The following is an 18,931-nucleotide window of genomic DNA, read 5'->3' as shown; positions in this document are numbered from 1 at the left end:
ACCATCAGCCCTTCTGAGACCGCAGCCGTTCAATGGCCATCAACACGCGCTCGGGCGTTGCAGGCGCATCAAGGCGCGGACTGATCTTGTGATCGGCAACGCTCGCCACTGCATCCGACAGCGCATAAAGCACCGACATGCCATGCGGCAGCGGCGGTTCACCAACCGCCTTGGAGCGGTGAATTGTCGGCTCATAAGCCTCCGACCAGTCGGTCAAGGCCACATTGAAAATCTTCGGACGATCTGATGCAAGCGGGATCTTGTAGGTTGACGGGGCATGCGTGCGTAGCCGTCCTTTGTCGTCCCAGACAAGCTCTTCCGTGGTCAACCAGCCCATGCCTTGCACGAAACCGCCCTCCACCTGACCAATATCAATGGCACGGTTGAGCGAGCGGCCCGTATCGTGAAGAATATCCGTGCGTTCGACCACGTATTCACCTGTCAGCGTATCCACCGACACTTCGGAACAGGCTGCGCCATAGGCGTAATAATAGAAGGCGTGGCCTTTCCCCTTGGCGCGATCCCAATGGATTTTCGGCGTCTTGTAATGTCCCGATGCGGACAGCTGCACGCGCCCGATATAGGCTTGTTTGACCAGATCGTTGAAGCTTATTTCCTGATTGCCAACGCGGATACGGTTCGGCAGGAAGACCACCTGATCTTCGGCCACCTGATATTGCTGCGCGGCAAAAGAAATGAGCCGCTTCTTGATCTGACGCGCGGCATCCTGCGCGGCCATCCCATTGAGATCAGCCCCGGACGATGCTGCTGTGGGAGCAGTGTTAGGTACTTTCGCGGTCGTTGTTGCTGTGATCTTCACGCGATCAAGATCAATCTGGAATTCTTCCGCCACCACTTGGGCTACTTTCAGATGAAGCCCCTGCCCCATCTCCGTGCCGCCATGGTTCATATGCACCGAGCCGTCATTATAGACATGCACCAGCGCGCCAGCCTGATTGGATTCCGTCTTGGTGAAGGAAATGCCGAATTTCACCGGAGTCAGTGACATACCGCGTTTGACGTAGCGGCTTTTGGCGTTGAATTCGCGGATTGCCTCGCGGCGCTTCGCGTAATCAGCGCTTTCCTCAAGCTCGGAAACAATACGCTGGATGATGCAGTCTTCCACCTTCTGGTGATAGGGCGTCACATTGCGCGTGCCGTCTGTGCCCATGGCGTCATAGAAATTGAGCTTGCGGATTTCGAGCGGGTCTTTGCCGACCGCGAAAGCCACTTCCTCAATCACGCGCTCGGCACCCACCATGCCCTGCGGACCACCGAAACCACGGAATGCCGTGTTGGACACGGTATTGGTATAAAGCGGTGCGGACTGCGCGTGAACGGCCGGGAAGAAATAGGCGTTATCACAATGAAACAGCGCGCGGTCGCCAACCGGACCAGACAGATCGGCAGAGAAACCCGCATTCAGTGCAAACAGATAATCGACACCGAGAATATTGCCTTCATCATCGAAACCGACTTCATAATCAATCATGAAATCATGCCGCTTACCGGTCGAGGTCATATCCTCATCACGATCAAGACGAACTTTGACGGCGCGCTTGTGTTTTTTGGCAGCAATCGCGGCAATCGCTGCCCATTGATTGGCCTGCGTTTCCTTGCCGCCAAAACCGCCACCCATGCGCCGCACTTCCACCGTCACCGAGTGGCTTGGCACGCCAAGCGCGTGGGCGACCAGATGCTGCGTTTCACTTGGGCCTTGCGTGGAGCAATAGATGGTCACATCGTCATCTTCGCCGGGGATTGCAAGCGAAGCCTGCCCTTCGAGATAGAAGTGATCCTGTCCGCCGATTTTCATACGTGCTTTGACCTTGCGCGGTGCTTCATCGATGGCCTTGCGGGCATCGCCACGATTGAGCGTCAGCGGCGTGAAAACCAGCTTGTCTTTATAGCCGTCGAGGCCGGAAATCGAAAACAGGCCCGTCATTTCTTCATAGTCGATCTTTGCAAGACGTGCTGCACGGCGCGCCTGATCACGCGTGCGGGCCACAACCGCAAAAATCGGCTGGCCATGGAACTGCACGTTATCGACCGCGAAGATCGGATCGTCATGCATTCCCGATGGTGAGACATCGTTTTCGCCGGGCACATCCTGATAGGTGAGTACATCGACGACACCGGGAGCAGCGCGCACGGAAGACAAATCAACGCCAGTGATTTTGCCATGCGCAACAGTTGAGAAGCCAACACCAATATGAAGGGTGCCTTCAGGCTCCGGTATATCGTCGATATAAACTGCTTCGCCCGTCACATGCTTGTGGGCCGAGTCATGGCGCTGATCGGTGGCAACGCCGCCCTTGATACGGCTCGCTTTGATTGCGTTTGCAGGATGCTTGTTCATGTCATCCTCCTTATGCAGCGACAACGTTTGGTTTACGCAAAGGTTCGCTCTCGCCTTGCGTTTCAGCATAGAAACGGCGGAGCAAATTCTTCGCAACCAGCAGACGGTATTCTGCTGTAGCGCGCATATCGGTCAGAGGCTGATAGTCGAGGCCATAGGATTTAATTGCGGCTTCAACGCTCTCCTCATTCCAAGGTTTACCCGTCAACGCTGCTTCCACATTGAGTGCGCGTTTTGGCGTTGCAGCCATACCGCCATAGGCGATGCGGATGGAGGCGACATTGCCCTCAGCGTCAAGTCCAAGATGGAAAGCGCCAAGCGTTGCGGTGATGTCTTCTTCAAAGCGCTTGGAAATTTTATGAATGGCGAACTGGCTGTCTGCCACTGGTAGCGGCACATGCACAGCCTCCACAAACTCGCCCGGCTGCCGATCCTGTTTGCCGTATGCAATGAAAAAATCTTGCAGCGCAATAGTGCGGCGTTCTGCACCTCTGCGCATTGTCAGCTTTGCATCAAGCGCGATCAATGGCGGTGGCGTGTCGCCAATCGGAGACCCATTGGCGATGTTGCCACCAATCGTGCCCATGTTGCGCACCTGCTCGCCGCCAATCCGATTGATGAGATTTCCCAGCGCCGGAATGCGTTTTGCAAGAACCGAGAAAGCTTCCGTATAGGTTACGCCCGCGCCGATACTGATAACGCCATTTTCTTCGCTGATTGTGCGCAGTTCATTGAGATGCCCAATAAAGATGACCGGCGAAATATCGCGCATCATCTTCGTGACCCAAAGGCCGACATCGGTTGAACCGGCAACGATTGTCGCCTTCGGTTCATTTGCATAAACAGTGGCAAAATCATTGAGGTCGGCAGGGACGACCAGACGGTCTTTGCCACTCCCAACCTCAACCCGCGCACCATCACGCAAGGCCGTCAGTTGGCGGAACACATGCGCACGCTCAACAGCAAGCGCATCATCCATCAACGTGCCATAATCGGAAATCGCCCGCGCTGCACGTATAATGGCCTCATAGCCGGTGCAGCGGCAGAGATTGCCTTGCAGCGCCTTTTCGATCTCAGCATCCACAGGCTTTGGATTGCGCATCCACAGCGCATAAAGCGACATGACGAAGCCCGGCGTGCAGAAGCCGCATTGCGAGCCGTGAAAATCGATCATCGCCTTTTGCACCGGATGCAGGCCACCGTCGGAGCCGCGCAAATGCTCAATGGTCACGATATGACAACTATCCAGCGAACCCACGAAGCGGATGCAGGCATTCACGCTTTCATAGACGAGTTCGTTACCCACGATCTTGCCGACCAGCACCGTGCAGGCACCGCAATCGCCCTCACCGCAACCTTCCTTGCTGCCACGCAGTTTGCGCGACAAACGCAGATGATCGAGCAGGGTTTCTGTCGGCGAAACACGGTCGAGCTCAACTGTCTCGCCGTTCAGCAGAAAGCGGATTGTGTGTCTGACTGCTTGACCCATACCGCTTAACTCCCGCGATAGGTTGAATAAGAAAACGGCGAAACCAGAAGCGGCACATGATAATGCGCCTTTTCGTCAGAAATACCAAAACGCAATGGCACCACATCCAGAAACGGGATCACACCGTCCCTTTTGCCGAAATATTCACCGACATGGAAAAGCAGCTCATATGAACCAGAATGGAGCGCATCGCCCGCAAGCAGCGGTTCACCGCAGCGACCATCCGCATTGGTGCGAATTTCGCGCAAGATTTCTGCCTGCTGATTCTCGATCCGGCGCAATTCGATGCGCAGATTTGCCGCTGGTTTACCATTGACCGTATCAAGGACATGCGTCGTTAACCGGCCCTGACCGCTTGCTTGGCTTCCCATTTTTACTCCTGCCGCCTGCACGATTCTTCCGACATTACCGTTAGAACCATTGCAAGCACTTGTTTTTGTGTGATTTATTTCACGCAACACGTGAGTGTTTGCGAACCACACTTGTTCCCTATTGTGAGTATTTACCGAAGTTATGTCTTGGGAAAGATGATAATCGTTGGATGTCTTTCAAAATTTTGAGGGGGAATGGTCGGCGTAAATCTTTATTATCATAAGCAAAACAGACAAAAATCGAGGGAATTCCACATGAGTTATCCGCGCAATCTGGTTGGCTATGGCCGCAACACACCAGACCCACGCTGGCCGGGTGGGGCAAATATCGCCGTGCAGTTCGTCGTCAACTACGAAGAAGGTGGTGAAAGCTGCATCCTTGATGGCGATCCCGCATCCGAATGCCTGCTTTCGGAAATCGTCGGCGCGCAGGCATGGAACGGTCAGCGCAACCTCAACATGGAATCGATCTACGAATATGGTGCCCGATCCGGCTTCTGGCGTTTGTGGCGCGCATTCACGCAACGCAACATGCCGGTAACCGTCTATGGCGTGACCCTTGCCATGGAGCGCAATCCCGAAGCCATCAGCGCCATGAAGGAAGCCGACTGGGAAATTGCCAGCCACGGTCTGCGCTGGTGGGAATATAAGGATGTTCCCGAAGAGGTGGAGCGCGAACACATTCGCGAAGCTGTGCGCCTGCATACCGAAATTACAGGCTCGCGCCCACTCGGCATCTATCAGGGCAAGCCATCGGATAACACGCTGAAGCTGGTGATGGAGGAAGGCGGCTTTCTCTATTCAGCCGATTCCTATGCCGATGAATTGCCTTACTGGGTAAAGGGGCCAAAAGGTCCGCATCTGATCGTGCCTTATACACTTGATACAAATGACATGCGCTTTGCCACGCCACAGGGCTTTAACTCCGGCGATCAGTTCTACACCTATCTCAAAGACACATTCGACGTGCTTTACCGCGAAGGTGCAGAAGGTGCGCCGAAGATGATGTCGATTGGCCTGCATTGCCGCCTCGTCGGTCGTCCGGGCCGTGTAGCGGCACTTGAACGCTTCCTCGATTATGTGCAAAGCCACGACAAGGTCTGGGTTGCCAAGCGCGTCGATATTGCGCGTCACTGGCATGAGCATCACAAGCCAAAGCAGGCCGATGTCCTACCCTCCAAGGCCAGCAAGGCCGACTTTGTTGCGCGCTATGGCGGGATTTTCGAGCATTCGCCATGGATTGCCGAACGCGCCTATGACATGGGTCTGACGGAACTGGCCGATTCTGCATCCGGTCTTCATACGGTTCTGGTCCGCGCATTCCGCGCTGCATCAGACGATGAAAAGCTCGGTGTTTTACGCGCCCATCCCGATCTTGCAGGAAAGCTTGCGGCGGCGAAGCGTCTGACACCGGAATCCACATCTGAGCAAGCATCTGCGGGCCTTGATGCTTTGAGCGATGACGAGCGCAAGACTTTCACCGAACTCAACGACGCCTATACGCAGAAATTCGGCTTTCCTTTCATCATTGCGGTCAAGGGACGCAACAAGAAGGAAATTCTCGACGCTTTCAAACGGCGTGTTGAAAATTCGAAACAAGCGGAGCTGGAAACCGCGTGTGAACAGGTCGAGCGCATCGCGCTGCTGCGGCTCAAAGATATTCTTCCCGAAACACTATATTGATCAGAGGCAACAATGAGCCGTAATTATTACGCACCGACCGGTGGCCTGCCGCCACAGACGCAAATTCTGACTGATCGGGCCATGTTCACTGAAGCCTATGCGGTCATTCCGAAAGGCACATTCAGCGATATCGTCACAAGCTTCCTGCCCTTCTGGGACAAGACGCGTCTATGGATCATTGCCCGCCCACTCTCGGGCTTTGCGGAGACTTTCTCGCAATATATCATGGAAGTACAACCCGGCGGCGGCAGCGACCGTGCGGAACTCGATGACGCCGCACAAGGCGTACTGTTTGTTGTCGAAGGTGAAATCACGGTTACGCTTGCGGGCAAGGATCATGTGTTGAGCGAAGGCGGATACGCCTATCTGCCGCCCAAGAGCGGCTGGACGCTTCGCAACAATTCAGGCGCTGTCGCACGCTTCCACTGGGTGCGAAAGGCTTACGAATATGTCGACGGCCTCGACGTGCCGGAGCCGCTTTTTCTTAATGAGAAGAACATCGCACCGACACCGATGCCCGACACCAACGGCGCATGGGCAACAACGCGCTTTGTTGACCCGAACGATCTGCGTCACGACATGCATGTGACCGTCGTCACATTTGAGCCGGGTGGCGTGATCCCGTTCGCCGAAACCCATGTGATGGAACACGGGCTTTATGTGCTGGAAGGCAAGGCCGTCTATCGGCTCAATCAGGACTGGGTGGAAGTGGAAGCCGGTGATTTCATGTGGCTGCGCGCCTTCTGCCCGCAGGCTTGTTATGCTGGTGGTCCGGGAAAATTCCGCTATCTGCTTTATAAAGACGTCAACCGCCATATGAAGCTATCGCGTTAAAAGTAGAAACGGCGGGCCAAAAGCCCGCCGCTGCCATGCCTGACTGGAGATCAGATAAACTTTGCGCAGTCCTTCTACGCTGTTCAATGGCATTCTCTATATAGCTTGTATTTTCAGTTAAAAATAATCACATATAGTTTATTTTGATCATTCAACCCAAAATCAAAGTAAAAATACAATTTATTGCTATTATTTCTTAGGAAGATAATATTGAAGATTATAAAAAGGCCGCCACATATAGTGACGGCCTTTTTTTAATATTAGAACGAGCGCTGGAAGCGAACCATACCGCCCCATGCATCCTTACCATTGAGAACAGAATGGCTATCCTTCCACTTGGTGTAGGATACTTCTGGCGTAACAGTGAAGCCAGGAACCAGCTGATAAGCAACATTTGCCGTCGCCGCCAGCGTATTGGTGCCATCAAAGGCAAGCTGCGCATTCAGCGTTGCCTTGTCAGTTGCCTTAAATTTCGCACCACCCCAAACAGCCCAATCGCCACCCCATGTGCCGTAGAAGCTGCTGATCATGCGAACACCGTCCTGATAGATGTCCTTGTTGGACTTGTAGCCACCCATAGCCCAAACCGAGAAGCGATCGGTAAGGTTCAAATCACCGCGCAGCTTGCCAGCCCATTCTTCGTTACGTGCGTCATAAGCAGCAACGGCGGCAATCGTGCCCCATCCCTGTTCATACTTTACACCACCAACAACATGCGGGGTGTAATCTTTGATCGTGCCATTAAAGCCATAGGCGCTGTCTGTATCTTCGTTGTTGCCTTGTTCCAGCGACAAGATAGCAGAAAAGCCGTTATCGGCAGTGAACGTATAGCTGACCAGTCCCGTACGATAACCGCCTGCGAGGATCACGTCATCATTGAGGACGTCGCCAAGATAACCCGGGAACGTCACGAATGCGGATTCATCAAGACCAAGGCGAAGACCACCGAGCTGAATATAACCAAAGCGAAGCGAACCGGAAGCACCTTCTACACCATTGCCCCAGTCATAGCGGGTTTCAGCATATGTCTTCAAAGTGCCAAGTTCAGTTTCCGACGCGGTGCTCAGGCGCAGTGAAAGTCGCGCTTTGTTGTCCCAGCTGTTGCGGCGGGTGTCGACAAAACCTTCACGATCTCTGAAACCACGGCCATAAACATTATCGCCGCCGCCGACATCATAACGCACGTAACCGGAAACGCGCAGGCAGGTTTCGGTGCCTGGAATATAAAAATAGCCCGCGCCATAAGCATCGCATACACGCACATATTCAACATGTTCCGGCTCTGGAGACACGATCGTGTCAGCAGCGTAAGCACTGGTTGTCGCTACAGCCATAACGGCTGCGGAACCAAGAAGAAGACCTTTAATAGTCATTTTATTATACTCCAGTAGATATATAAATTCAGACTCCTTTCTGATAGAACACAATTATTATAAGCGGCAATCGCATTTTCATCAGTATTTAAAACAGCAGTTAATATGTATCATATGCGCAACTATTTAGTATTTGCTTTACATTATCCCAATTTTAAAATTTATACCTTCAATTAATAGTTATAAAATAATAGCTAGCAACTTTTTATTTTCAAAATTATATTACTAATATTCTATAATTTCACTCTTCAACCATTTTTCAGAATATCCTAAAAAACACCCTGCCAGCCGTTTGCTTCAAAAACAGGGATAAAAATTGAAATACATGCCACACACCCTTACGAAAGGTATTTCGAATATTATAATGTCAATAAAATCTCCAATATATTGCCTGTTGAACAGAGACTTATTTTATGCTCAATATTAATAATAGGGTTATGAGTTTTCCGTCGTCACTAACCAACATCAATTCAACAGAGAATACATTTATGAAAAACTATCGCTCCTTTGGTCTCGCAGTTGCCTTCACAGCATTTTCGGGGCTTTCCGCTTTTGCAGCACCTCTCCCAGGCGGCGCAAGCACGCTTCAGGAAACCTATGAGGACTGGACAGTCTCTTGCCAGTCACAGAAGGAAACGACCGTCTGCGCGATCCGTCAGGACCAGAATAGTTCACAGACTGGCCAGCGCGTATTGACTGCCGAGCTTCGTAATATGGCAGGCGGCAAGATTGAAGGCGTACTGCTGATGCCATTCGGCCTTGATCTCGCGAAGGGCGCGACGCTCAAAATTGACGACGCCGCCGGTCCGAACCTGACTTTCTCGACCTGTTTGCCGCAAGGCTGCCTCGCGCCTGTGAGCTTTGACGCCAAGCAGGCCGCAGCGCTGAAAGCTGGCAGCAACCTTAACGTAACCACGACTGCTCTCAGCCCTAGCCAGCCTGTTGCCTTCAAGGTTTCGCTGAAAGGCTTCGGTGCCGCCCTTGACCGCATCGTCACGCTGACAAAGTAAGCGTTCTACTCTCTAATGCTAAGCCGCCCCGCCGAAAGCGGAGCGGCTTTTGTTTATGCATCGACTGAGATATTGCTGATGCGGGTGAGTGAACGTCGCCAGCGCATGGTCATCAGTACGGAAACGATGGCCAGGCCTGCGGCCAATCCAAGCCAGACCCCAGCGCCGCCGAGCTTAAACTGGAATGCCAGAAGCGCACCCAACGGCAAGCCGACACCCCAGTAACCGACAAGCGCAAGATACATCGGAATGCGCGTATCACGCAGACCGCGCAGCATACCTGCGGCAACGGCCTGGGCACCGTCGACGATCTGAAACAGCGCCGCAAGCGCCAGAAATGTCACCGCAAGTTCGATAACGGCAAAATTCTCGGGGTCTTTTAGATTGAGAAATGCACCAATAAACACGCGTGGAATCAAAATCATCAGCAATCCCATGATCGCCATGAAGCCCACTCCCAACGCATAAGCGCTCCAGCCCGCATAGGCTACAGCCTGCGGGTCACCGCGTCCGTAAGCACGCCCGACTCGAACCGTTGCGACCTGCCCGAAACCGAGCGGCACCATAAAGCTAAGTGACGCCACCTGAATTGCAACGGCATGGGCTGCCATCGCAGTCGGGCCGATATAGCCCATCATGATGACGGCAGCATAGAAAATCGAGGTTTCAAACACAAAGGTCAGCGCCATCGGAAAACCGATACGCCAGAGCTCGATGAGACGTGGCCAGTCAGCACGCCAGAAGCGACCAAACAGACGATAGCGACGGAAACGCCGATGGCGGGTCGCGATAAACGCCATACCAAGAAACATCATGCTGCTCGAAAGCGTGGTGGCGATACCGGCGCCATGCAACTCCATACGTGGGAAGCCAAAGTGACCGAAAATGAGTGTCCAGCCAGCCAGCGCATTGAAACCAATGGCCGCAGCCGCAACCAGCAATGTCCACATCGGCTTTTCCATGGCCGCAAAAAATGAGCGCAGCACAATATAGAACAGATAAGGCAACAGCGCCCATTGCAGCGTGTGCATGAAATCGGTGGAACGCGCGGCAATATCCGGCTGCTGGCCAAGGAAGATGAATATTTCCTCGCAATGCCACAACACGAACCATATCGGGATCGAGATCATAATCGCCGACCACATGCCCTGACGCACAGTCCGGCGCACGTCGCGCACCGAATGACGGTTCCTGCCGAGTGCAATGGCGATCATTGGCATAACAGCCGAGACAAGCCCCATCGAAAAGATCATCAGCGTATGATAAAAACTGGTCGTCAAAAGTGCCGAGGCAAGCGTGTCCTTACCCAGCCGCCCGATGAAAATAACATCAGTGGCAGTCAATGCAGCCTGCGAAAGATTGGTGAAAATCAACGGCCAGCCTAGCTTGAGGGCTGTTATTATTTCCCGGCTCCAGCGCTGAAAACGGCTCAAATGTGGCTCACGAAAGCCTTCAACAACTGTATTGATCACAAGTCACTCCCCGAACTGTCCGGGGCCGTCAATCCGCCAGACAATCCATAGCTGAAACACGTGCCATGACGTCAGAGACCATGTCAATCTGAGGAATTTAGCATCGTGATACGAATATCGATCGCCCCATGCCGGCTAAGAGCTTTCATCGCGATTGCGACTTTGCTCCCACTTTTCGGGTTCTTCAGTCTCTAATGGGAACGTTGTGTATGTTCCAGAGACTGATCCGGAGCCAGGCGGGCTGCACATCGATTGGCACAAAATTAATGCGCAATGGATACCAGACTTGCATAAAGAAGCAACATATCTTGAGAAGTAAATTCTCAACTGCTGACATATGTCGAAATAAAAACCCCGCACCAGGCGGGGCTTTCTTTATTCATTCAACCCACGCTTATGCAAAGTCGAGAGCGCGGTCGCCGTCTTCGTCCTTAATGCGCGATGGCAGGCCGATCTGGTTCAGAATGTGCAGGAATGGCTTCGGGTTCAGCTCTTCCACATTGACCATCTTCTTCACATCCCATTCGCCCGAAGCGATCAGGATTGCGGCTGCAACGGGTGGCACACCTGCGGTGTAGGAAATGCCCTGGCTGCCCACTTCGTTATAGGCGTCCTTGTGGTCGGCAACATTATAGATGAAGACTTCCTTCTCTTTGCCGTCCTTGGTGCCTTTGACGAAATCGCCGATGCAGGTCTTGCCAGTGTAATCTGGCGCAAGCGATGATGGATCAGGCAGCACAGCCTTGACCACCTTGAGCGGCACGACTTCCAGACCTTCAGCGGTTTTGACCGGCTGTTCGGACAGGAGACCGAGATTGTTCAGCACGGTAAAGACGTTGATGTAGTGATCGCCAAAGCCCATCCAGAAACGCACATCGGCGTTCGGGTAGTTCTTGGATAGCGAGTGCACTTCATCATGCCCGGTCATATAGGCCTTGCTTGGACCAACAACAGGCAGATCAAAAGTCTGGCCAACTTCGAACATCTTGTTCGACTGCCACTGCCCACCCTGCCATGAATAGACCGTGCCGGTGAATTCGCGGAAGTTGATTTCCGGGTCGAAGTTGGTCGAAAACCAGCGGCCATGCGAACCGGCATTGATGTCAACGATGTCGATGGATTTAACCTCATCGAGATAGTCATCAGCAGCCAGGCGTGCATAGGCATTGACCACGCCCGGATCAAAACCAATGCCGAGAATGGCTGTAATGCCCTTCTCTTCGCATTCTTTCAGGTTCTTCCATTCGTAGTTGCCATACCACGGTGGGGTTTCGCAGATCTTCTTCGGATCTTCATGGATCGCAGTGTCCATGTAAGCCACGCCTGTATCAATACAGGCGCGAAGGACCGACATATTGAGGAAGGCCGAGCCGACATTGATCACGATCTGAACGCCAGTCTTCTGAATGAGAGCCTTGGTGGCTTCCACATCCATAGCATCCAGCGCATGCGCTTCCAGTTTCACCTCGGTCTTGAGGCTCTTCTTTTCATGCACGCTATCGATAATCTTGCGGCATTTCTCAACCGTGCGGGACGCAATATGGATATCGCCCAATATGTCAGAGTTTTGTGCACATTTATGTGCAACAACCTGAGCCACGCCCCCGGCGCCGATAATGAGAACGTTCTTCTTCATTTTCTGTCGATGCTTCCTCTTCCAGCGGTTCCCCGCCATCTGTTAAACGTCCCGATCACTTTCCCGTCGGAACACACGAGTTCATTGCAGTTTGAACGCTGCAACAGGATCTTTATGAAAGCGACCCTTCAAAATCCGCGTAATCAAATTCGCGGACAATTTTGACCGTGCCATCCAGCTCACGCACGGCAATGGCTGGCATTTTCACACCATTAAACCAGTTCTTTTTGACCATGGTATAACCGGCCGCATCTTCAAATGAGAGACGGTCGCCGATTTGCAAAGGCTTGTCGAAATTGAACTCGCCGAAAATATCACCGGCAAGGCAGGATTTTCCGCAGATCATGTAGCTGTGCTCGCCATTATTTGGCGCCATCTTCGCTTTTTCGCGATAAATGAGCAGATCCAGCATATGCGCTTCAATCGAGCTATCGACGACAGCAAGATTCTTGCCGTTATAAAGCGTATCAAGCACCGTCACCTCCAGCGTCGTGGTCTTGGTGATCGAAGCTTCGCCGGGTTCCAGATAGACCTGTACGCCGAATTTTTCCGAAAATGCCTTCAGGCGCGCGCAGAAATCATCGACCGGATAATCGTCGCCGGTGAAGTGGATGCCGCCGCCAAGGCTCACCCATTCAACGCGATGGAGAAGCGAGCCGAACTTTTCTTCAATATCGGTCAGCATCTTGTCGAACAGACCGAAATCGGCGTTTTCGCAATTGTTGTGAATCATAAAACCGGTGACACGATCCATGACCTTTTCGACCTTCGCGACATCCCATTCGCCAAGACGGCTGAACGGACGCGCCGGATCGGCAAGATCAAAGCTTGAAGACGAAATGCCGGGATTCAAACGCAGACCACGCTTGATATGGGCGGCCTTATCGGCAAAGCGTTCAAACTGGCTGATCGAATTAAAAATGATCTTGTCGGCATGGCTGATGACTTCGTCGATCTCGTAATCGGCATAGGCCACGCTATAGGCATGGGCTTCGCCAGAGAATTTCTCATGGCCAAGACGCACTTCATAGAGCGAAGACGAGGTGGTGCCGTCCATATATTCGCTCATCAGATCAAACACCGACCATGTGGCAAAGCATTTCAGCGCCAAAAGAGCCTTGGCGCCGGATTTCTCGCGCACATAAGCAACTTTTTGCATGTTGCGTTTCAGCTTTGTCTTATCAATCAGATAGTAAGGCGTCTGGATCATGGTCGTTCCGGGTCGTCAATTAGGGAAGATGGCCTGTCCAGCTGGCTGGCGGCATGTTATGCAGCAACAGAAAGCCGCACTTAAAGAGGCTTATAGGAAGCTTGTGACAGAAACACAAATCCGCCACAGAGGTTTGGAGAAAATTTTCTCACCTGCTGCGGCGGATTTTATATTCAAAGCTTCATATAGGGCTTTTCAGGGCAAATTGAACCCCTTCTGATTAAGATTGATATTGTTTTACTTCCTCCCCTATTCCGAAGTTTGAAAAAGCATTTTATAGAACCAGCACACGCGTGCGGACAGCGGGCATCAACCCGCCTCTGAAATGCGGGATAGGACCAGGGAAAGAAATGCAGACCGAAAATCCAGCCGCCACTGCTACCGCAGGGGCTACTGCAGGCTGGGGAGAATTGTTTGCGGGCAAAAATGCGATCCGTTCGCTGACGCTCGTCGGTGGAGTTGCGCTCCACGCTATCAATGTTTTTATTGCCACAACCATATTACCAACCGTCGTCGCCGATATTGGCGGCATGGACTATTATGCCTGGAACACAGCGCTGTTTGTAACGGCGTCCATTCTCGGCTCGGCGCTTGTGCCCAAACTTCTGTCACAGGCAGCCCCACGCTATGCCTATCTCGTGGCGGCGATCATCTTCGCCATTGGCACGCTTGCCTGTGGTCTTGCCCCCTCCATGCCTGCCATGCTTGGCGGTCGTGTGGTGCAGGGGCTTGGCGGCGGCATGATGCTGGCGCTCTCTTATGCCATGATCCGTATCGTCTTTGACGAAAGGCTCTGGCCTCGCGCTATTGCGCTCGTTTCCGGCATGTGGGGTGTGGCAACGCTCGTTGGCCCGGCAGTAGGCGGTATTTTTGCTGAACTTGGCGTCTGGCGTGCAGCGTTTTGGTCGCTTGTGCCGGTGATCGGCATTTTTGCTGTCATGGCAATGCTGGTCCTGCCAAAGCAGAAAGACAGCGCTGAGAACAAAGACCGGCTTGCATGGCCGCAGCTTATTCTGCTGACCACAGCCGTGCTCATCATCTCGGCCGCAAGTATTTCACAAAGTGCTATATGGAACATCGCTGGCGTTGCGGTTGCATTTGCCGTGCTGATGCTGCTTGTTTTCGTCGAGCATCGGTCCACGAAACGTATTTTGCCGAAGGGTACTTTCAGCCTGAGCCGTCTTGGTGCGCTCTATCTCACCATGGGCTTTCTTGGCGGATCGGTCACAAGTTCCGAAGTGTTCGTGCCGCTGTTCTTTCAGGTCCTGCATAATCAATCACCGCTGGTGGCTGGTTATCTTGCAGCGCTGATGGGCGGAAGCTGGACATTCGGCTCCATCGGCTCATCCGGCGTGACAGGCAAAAGCGTAAACCGGGTTATCCTTGCAGCGCCAATTATGGGCATTCTGGGCATGACAACACTTGCCATTCTGGTTCCCCCCGGCAGCGACGGTCATTGGACCACACTTGTTCCGATTTGTCTTGCAATGATCGTTGTGGGTTTTGGTGTTGGCATGACATGGCCGCATCTGCTGACGCGGATTTTCAAACGGGCCGATGCGAGCGACCAGAATCTCGCATCAGCTTCACTGACAACCGTCCAGCTTTTCACCACGGCCATGGGTGCTGCCCTTGCAGGCATGATTGCGAATCTTGCCGGTCTGAGCAATCCCGGTGGCTTTGCCGGCACGTCAAATGCAGCACTTTGGCTGTTCATCGGCTTTGCTACAATGTCGAGTGTTGCGCTTTTTGCAGCAATCGCGCTGGTGCGCAGTTCACGCTGAGACACGAAAACAGGCCTTCAGAGCATATCATGCTTCGGAGGCCATCCTGATTAGGACGTCTTTCCTTGAGACTGCCTCTGAATTCGATTTAATTGCGCAACGCATATCGCCTGATTAACTCTTGATGTCGGGACATAGAAGCATTATTCCAACTTCCGTAATCGTCGGCCGGACATGGTACAGCATGTTGGCAAATCACGACCTCCGCGGAAGCCACCCTCAAGGCAGCCAGACGCGATCCCCCTTGATTGCGATGAAAGACGTTTGCTTCATCTGAAGCAAATACCGTGAAAAGCGAAACAGAGACAGTTCCGACATGAGCAGCAATTTTTATCAGGAAACCGTTCTTGACGTTCACCACTGGACCGACAGACTGTTTTCCTTCCGCACCACGCGCGATCAGGGCTTCCGCTTTCAGAGCGGCCAGTTCGTCATGATCGGCCTTGAAGTCAATGGCAAACCACTGCTGCGCGCTTATTCGATTGCTTCCAGCGTCTATGATGAACAACTCGAGTTTTTCTCGATTAAAGTGCAGGATGGTCCGCTGACCTCGCGCCTTCAGCACCTGAAAGAAGGCGACAAGGTAATCGTCGGCAAAAAGCCGGTTGGCACGCTGCTCTATGACAATCTCATTCCCGGCGACAATCTGTGGCTGCTTTCAACCGGTACAGGCCTTGCGCCGTTCCTGTCGATCATTCGCGATCTGGAAGTCTATGAGCGCTACAAGAAGATCATCCTGGTGCATGGCGTGCGTGAAGTGAACGAACTGGCTTATGCCGATCTCCTCACGAAGGAACTGCCGGAAGACGAATTCTTGGGCGAAATGGTGCGCGAGAAGCTGATTTACTACCCAACTGTGACGCGTGAAGAATTCCGCAATAAGGGTCGCATCACTGACCTCATCAGCTCCGGCAAGATTTTTGAAGATCTCGGCCTTCCGAAATTCTCCGAACAGGACGACCGCATGATGCTTTGCGGAAGCCCGGAAATGCTGGCCGATATGCGCCAGATTCTTGAAGGCCTCGGCCTTGAAGAGGGCAGCCAGAGCGAAGCCGGTCATTTCGTTATCGAAAAGGCTTTCGTGGAAAAGTAAGCGATAAAAATATTTTTTAATAAGGGGGGCGCACGCCTCCCTTTCTTTTTCTCGCTGCCGTCTTTATGCTCACCCGCATGATAAACTGTTCGAGTATCCCCTGCATCGCGCTCCTGTGATTTAAGCACAAGGAGCATGGACGCAAGCAAACCACGCGTTTCTTGCGCAGTCTTCGCTTGGCTATATGCGAGCGGATAAATGCCGGTCTCATCGGAACTCGTGCAGTGAGCATTATCATGAAAAATTACTTTGAAAGCCCATTCAAGGGCATAACCCTCGACAAGCAGGTCACAAATCCAAACATCCTCGTTGGGCGCTACAGCTATTATTCTGGCTATTATCATGGCCATAGCTTTGATGATTGCGCGCGCTTCCTCCTGCCCGATGAAGGTGCTGACAAGCTGATCATTGGCAGCTTCTGCTCCATCGGGTCGGGGGCTGCTTTCATCATGGCAGGCAATCAGGGCCATCGGTACGACTGGATCAGTACCTTCCCGTTCTTCTTCATGTCGGAAGTGGACATATTTGCAGGAAGCGCAAATGGCTACAGCCCATCAGGCGATACAGTGATCGGCAATGACGTATGGATTGGTTCTGAAGCCATTATCATGCCCGGTGTGAAAGTCGGTCATGGCGCGATTATCGGCACACGCGCGCTCGTGACGCGCGATGTTGCGCCCTACACGATTGTTGGCGGCAACCCCGCCCGCACCATCCGCTCCCGCTTTGATGAAGTCGCCGTCAGACAACTCTTGGAAATGCAGTGGTGGGACTGGTCGGACGACCAATTGAAAGGTGCGATGGCAATTTTGACCAACAGTGATGTGGACACACTTTATCGCTATTGGCAAAGCCAGATTTGCGGGAGTTGATCTGATACGCCAAAGGCCTGCTCTCTCATCAGGCTTTTGGCTTCACACCAAAAACATGGTCCGGCCCTGGGAATGAGCGGGCGCGCACTTCATCCGCATAGGCTTGCGCAGCATCGGAAATCAGCGGCGCAAGCGTGGCAAAGCGTTTCACGAAACGCGGTGTAAAATCCTCAAATAGTCCCAGCATATCGTCGGAAACCAGAATTTGGCCGTCACAGGCAGGCGATGCGCCGATTCCAATAGTGGGAATGGAGAGCGTTTGCGTGATCTCGCGGGCCAAAAGCTCAACAGTGCCTTCAATCACCAGCGCAAAAGCACCGGCATCCGCAATGGCTTGTGCATCCTTGCGGATATGATTGGCTTCCGCATCATCACGTCCAAGCGAGCGAAACCCACCGACCGTATTGACCTGCTGCGGCATCAGTCCGACATGGCCGAAAACCGGAATGCCGCGTTTGACGAGAAAATCGACCGTCTCGGCCATTTCTTCGCCGCCTTCAAGCTTCACGCCATCGCAGCCGGTTTCCTGCATGATACGGGCTGCGCTGCGAAAAGCCTGTTCTTTCGATTCCTGATAAGCGCCGAATGGAAGATCGACCGTCACGCAGGCATGTTCGACGCCGCGCATAACCGCCTGTCCATGTGCAATCATCATGTCGAGCGTGACGGCAAGCGTTGAATCCATGCCGTAAAGCACCATACCAACGGAATCACCAACCAGAAGCAGATCACAATGAGGATCAAGCAGACGGGCAATCGGTGTTGTATAGGCCGTAAGGCTGACGATCGGACGCTCGCCCTTCATTGCCTGAATTGCCTTGGGCGAAAGGCGCTTCTTCTTAACGGTGACGCTCATGTCAGGCGGCCTTTTCCTGCGCCACATGCGCGATCAAACGATTGTCGAGAAGGCGCGTGGTGCCGAACCGCACAAAAAGCGCAACCAGAACCGACCTGCCCTGAACGGACTTAAGACGCTGCAAAGTGTCAGGATCACGCAATGCCACCACCTCCGGGACTGCCAGCGGTTCCGTTGCAATGAAAGTACGGATTGCTGCTTCAAGCGCTTCCGGGTCATCGACACCGGACCGATAAAGCCGTTCGGCTTCCTCCAGCGCCTTTGGTACGATGATCGCTGCGGCACGCTGCGCTTCACTGAGATAAACATTGCGCGATGAACAGGCAATTCCGTCATCCTCCCGCACGGTCTCAACACCAACCACCCGCACCGGAATCGCCATATCGTCGACCATGCGGCGGATGATGACGAGCTGCTGGAAATCCTTCTCGCCAAAGTAAGCGGCGTCCGAGCCGACGATGTTGAAAAGCTTGCTGACTACGGTTGCAACGCCCGCAAAATGACCGGGACGTGCTTCGCCTTCCATCTGATTGCCGAGCGTTGGGACATCGACCACTGTCTGCATCGGACGCGGATACATATCCGACACCGCAGGCGCAAACAGAAAATCAACATCCGCACTGCGCAGCAGGGTTGCATCACGCTCCAGATCACGCGGATATTTGTCGAGATCTTCATTGGCGCCAAATTGCAAAGGATTCACGAAAATCGAAACAACTGTAATGTCATTTTCCTGACGTGAGCGGCGCACCAGTTCAAGATGCCCTTTGTGGAGATAACCCATGGTCGGCACGAGACCAATGGATTGGCCGCTCCTGCGGACCTCACCAAGCGCCTGACGCAAAGCTTCAATCGTATGGATGATCCGCATGGCGACCTCCCTGCCAAA

16 protein-coding genes are annotated in these 18,931 nt (G+C 53.1%); 7 read left to right on the top strand and 9 right to left on the bottom strand.

The annotated features are described in order from the left end of the window. Positions 1-4: 4 nt before the first annotated feature. From xdhB to uraH, 3 genes are read right to left on the bottom strand one after another with little or no spacing between them, the layout of a single operon-like run. A complete protein-coding gene (xdhB, locus tag OPR82_RS03235; RefSeq protein ID WP_265983000.1) occupies positions 5-2,359 on the bottom strand; it encodes a xanthine dehydrogenase molybdopterin binding subunit in 2,355 nt (784 codons plus the stop codon). Positions 2,360-2,369: 10 nt separating this feature from the next. Continuing rightward, on the bottom strand, positions 2,370-3,848 hold the full coding sequence (gene xdhA, locus OPR82_RS03230; protein ID WP_265982999.1) for a xanthine dehydrogenase small subunit: 1,479 nt from the start codon (positions 3,846-3,848) through the stop codon (positions 2,370-2,372). Positions 3,849-3,853: 5 nt separating this feature from the next. Next, entirely contained in the window at positions 3,854-4,219 is a 366-nt protein-coding gene (gene uraH / locus OPR82_RS03225) for a hydroxyisourate hydrolase (protein WP_265982998.1), read from the bottom strand. A 255-nt stretch (positions 4,220-4,474) separates the two neighbouring features. Between uraH and puuE the strand changes: the two genes are divergently transcribed. Next, positions 4,475-5,902: an allantoinase PuuE gene (gene puuE / locus OPR82_RS03220; RefSeq protein ID WP_265982997.1), complete on the top strand. Its 1,428-nt coding sequence runs from the start codon at positions 4,475-4,477 to the stop codon at positions 5,900-5,902. A gap of 12 nt (positions 5,903-5,914) precedes the next feature. Continuing rightward, the gene (locus OPR82_RS03215) at positions 5,915-6,736 is read left to right on the top strand and encodes a bifunctional allantoicase/(S)-ureidoglycine aminohydrolase (RefSeq protein ID WP_265982996.1); all 822 of its coding nucleotides are present in this window, start codon (positions 5,915-5,917) and stop codon (positions 6,734-6,736) included. Positions 6,737-6,996: 260 nt separating this feature from the next. On the opposite strand, the gene OPR82_RS03210 is transcribed toward OPR82_RS03215, so the two are convergent. After that, entirely contained in the window at positions 6,997-8,109 is a 1,113-nt protein-coding gene (locus OPR82_RS03210) for a porin (RefSeq protein ID WP_265982995.1), read from the bottom strand. A gap of 488 nt (positions 8,110-8,597) precedes the next feature. Here OPR82_RS03210 and OPR82_RS03205 point away from each other — a divergent pair, with 488 nt between their 5' ends. Continuing rightward, the gene (locus tag OPR82_RS03205; protein ID WP_265982994.1) at positions 8,598-9,119 is read left to right on the top strand and encodes an invasion associated locus B family protein; all 522 of its coding nucleotides are present in this window, start codon (positions 8,598-8,600) and stop codon (positions 9,117-9,119) included. A 53-nt stretch (positions 9,120-9,172) separates the two neighbouring features. Here the strand turns inward: OPR82_RS03205 and OPR82_RS03200 are convergent, their stop codons facing one another. The 3 genes from OPR82_RS03200 to nspC form a co-directional block, all read right to left on the bottom strand. Beyond that, positions 9,173-10,588, bottom strand: a complete 1,416-nt coding sequence (locus OPR82_RS03200) for an MATE family efflux transporter (RefSeq protein ID WP_396997737.1) — start codon at positions 10,586-10,588, stop codon at positions 9,173-9,175. Positions 10,589-10,985: 397 nt separating this feature from the next. Beyond that, positions 10,986-12,227: a saccharopine dehydrogenase family protein gene (locus OPR82_RS03195; RefSeq protein WP_265982992.1), complete on the bottom strand. Its 1,242-nt coding sequence runs from the start codon at positions 12,225-12,227 to the stop codon at positions 10,986-10,988. A 112-nt stretch (positions 12,228-12,339) separates the two neighbouring features. Further along, positions 12,340-13,437, bottom strand: coding sequence for a carboxynorspermidine decarboxylase (nspC, locus tag OPR82_RS03190; RefSeq protein ID WP_265982991.1), 1,098 nt, complete (start codon positions 13,435-13,437; stop codon positions 12,340-12,342). Here nspC and OPR82_RS03185 point away from each other — a divergent pair. The 4 genes from OPR82_RS03185 (at position 13,436) to catB (ending at position 17,186) form a co-directional block, all read left to right on the top strand. Beyond that, the gene (locus tag OPR82_RS03185; protein WP_265982990.1) at positions 13,436-13,657 is read left to right on the top strand and encodes a hypothetical protein; all 222 of its coding nucleotides are present in this window, start codon (positions 13,436-13,438) and stop codon (positions 13,655-13,657) included. The two genes, nspC and OPR82_RS03185, sit on opposite strands and share 2 nt — an antisense overlap. A 130-nt stretch (positions 13,658-13,787) precedes the next feature. Further along, a complete protein-coding gene (locus OPR82_RS03180; protein ID WP_265982988.1) occupies positions 13,788-15,221 on the top strand; it encodes an MFS transporter in 1,434 nt (477 codons plus the stop codon). A 316-nt stretch (positions 15,222-15,537) separates the two neighbouring features. Further along, positions 15,538-16,314: a ferredoxin--NADP reductase gene (locus tag OPR82_RS03175; protein WP_265982987.1), complete on the top strand. Its 777-nt coding sequence runs from the start codon at positions 15,538-15,540 to the stop codon at positions 16,312-16,314. Positions 16,315-16,550: 236 nt separating this feature from the next. Beyond that, entirely contained in the window at positions 16,551-17,186 is a 636-nt protein-coding gene (gene catB, locus OPR82_RS03170) for a type B chloramphenicol O-acetyltransferase (RefSeq protein WP_265982986.1), read from the top strand. 28 nt (positions 17,187-17,214) lie between these two features. On the opposite strand, the gene panB is transcribed toward catB, so the two are convergent. Further along, positions 17,215-18,042, bottom strand: a complete 828-nt coding sequence (gene panB / locus OPR82_RS03165) for a 3-methyl-2-oxobutanoate hydroxymethyltransferase (RefSeq protein WP_265982984.1) — start codon at positions 18,040-18,042, stop codon at positions 17,215-17,217. A 1-nt stretch (position 18,043) separates the two neighbouring features. Then, positions 18,044-18,913 (bottom strand): pantoate--beta-alanine ligase, encoded by an 870-nt coding sequence (panC, locus tag OPR82_RS03160; protein ID WP_265982982.1) that lies wholly within the window; start codon positions 18,911-18,913, stop codon positions 18,044-18,046. Between the last annotated feature and the right edge of the window lie 18 nt (positions 18,914-18,931).

The organism is Ochrobactrum chromiisoli (assembly GCF_026241335.1).
Lineage (GTDB): Bacteria > Pseudomonadota > Alphaproteobacteria > Rhizobiales > Rhizobiaceae > Brucella > Brucella chromiisoli.
Note: the sequence above shows the minus strand (reverse complement) of the source record. Positions and strands in the feature narration are given on the sequence as shown.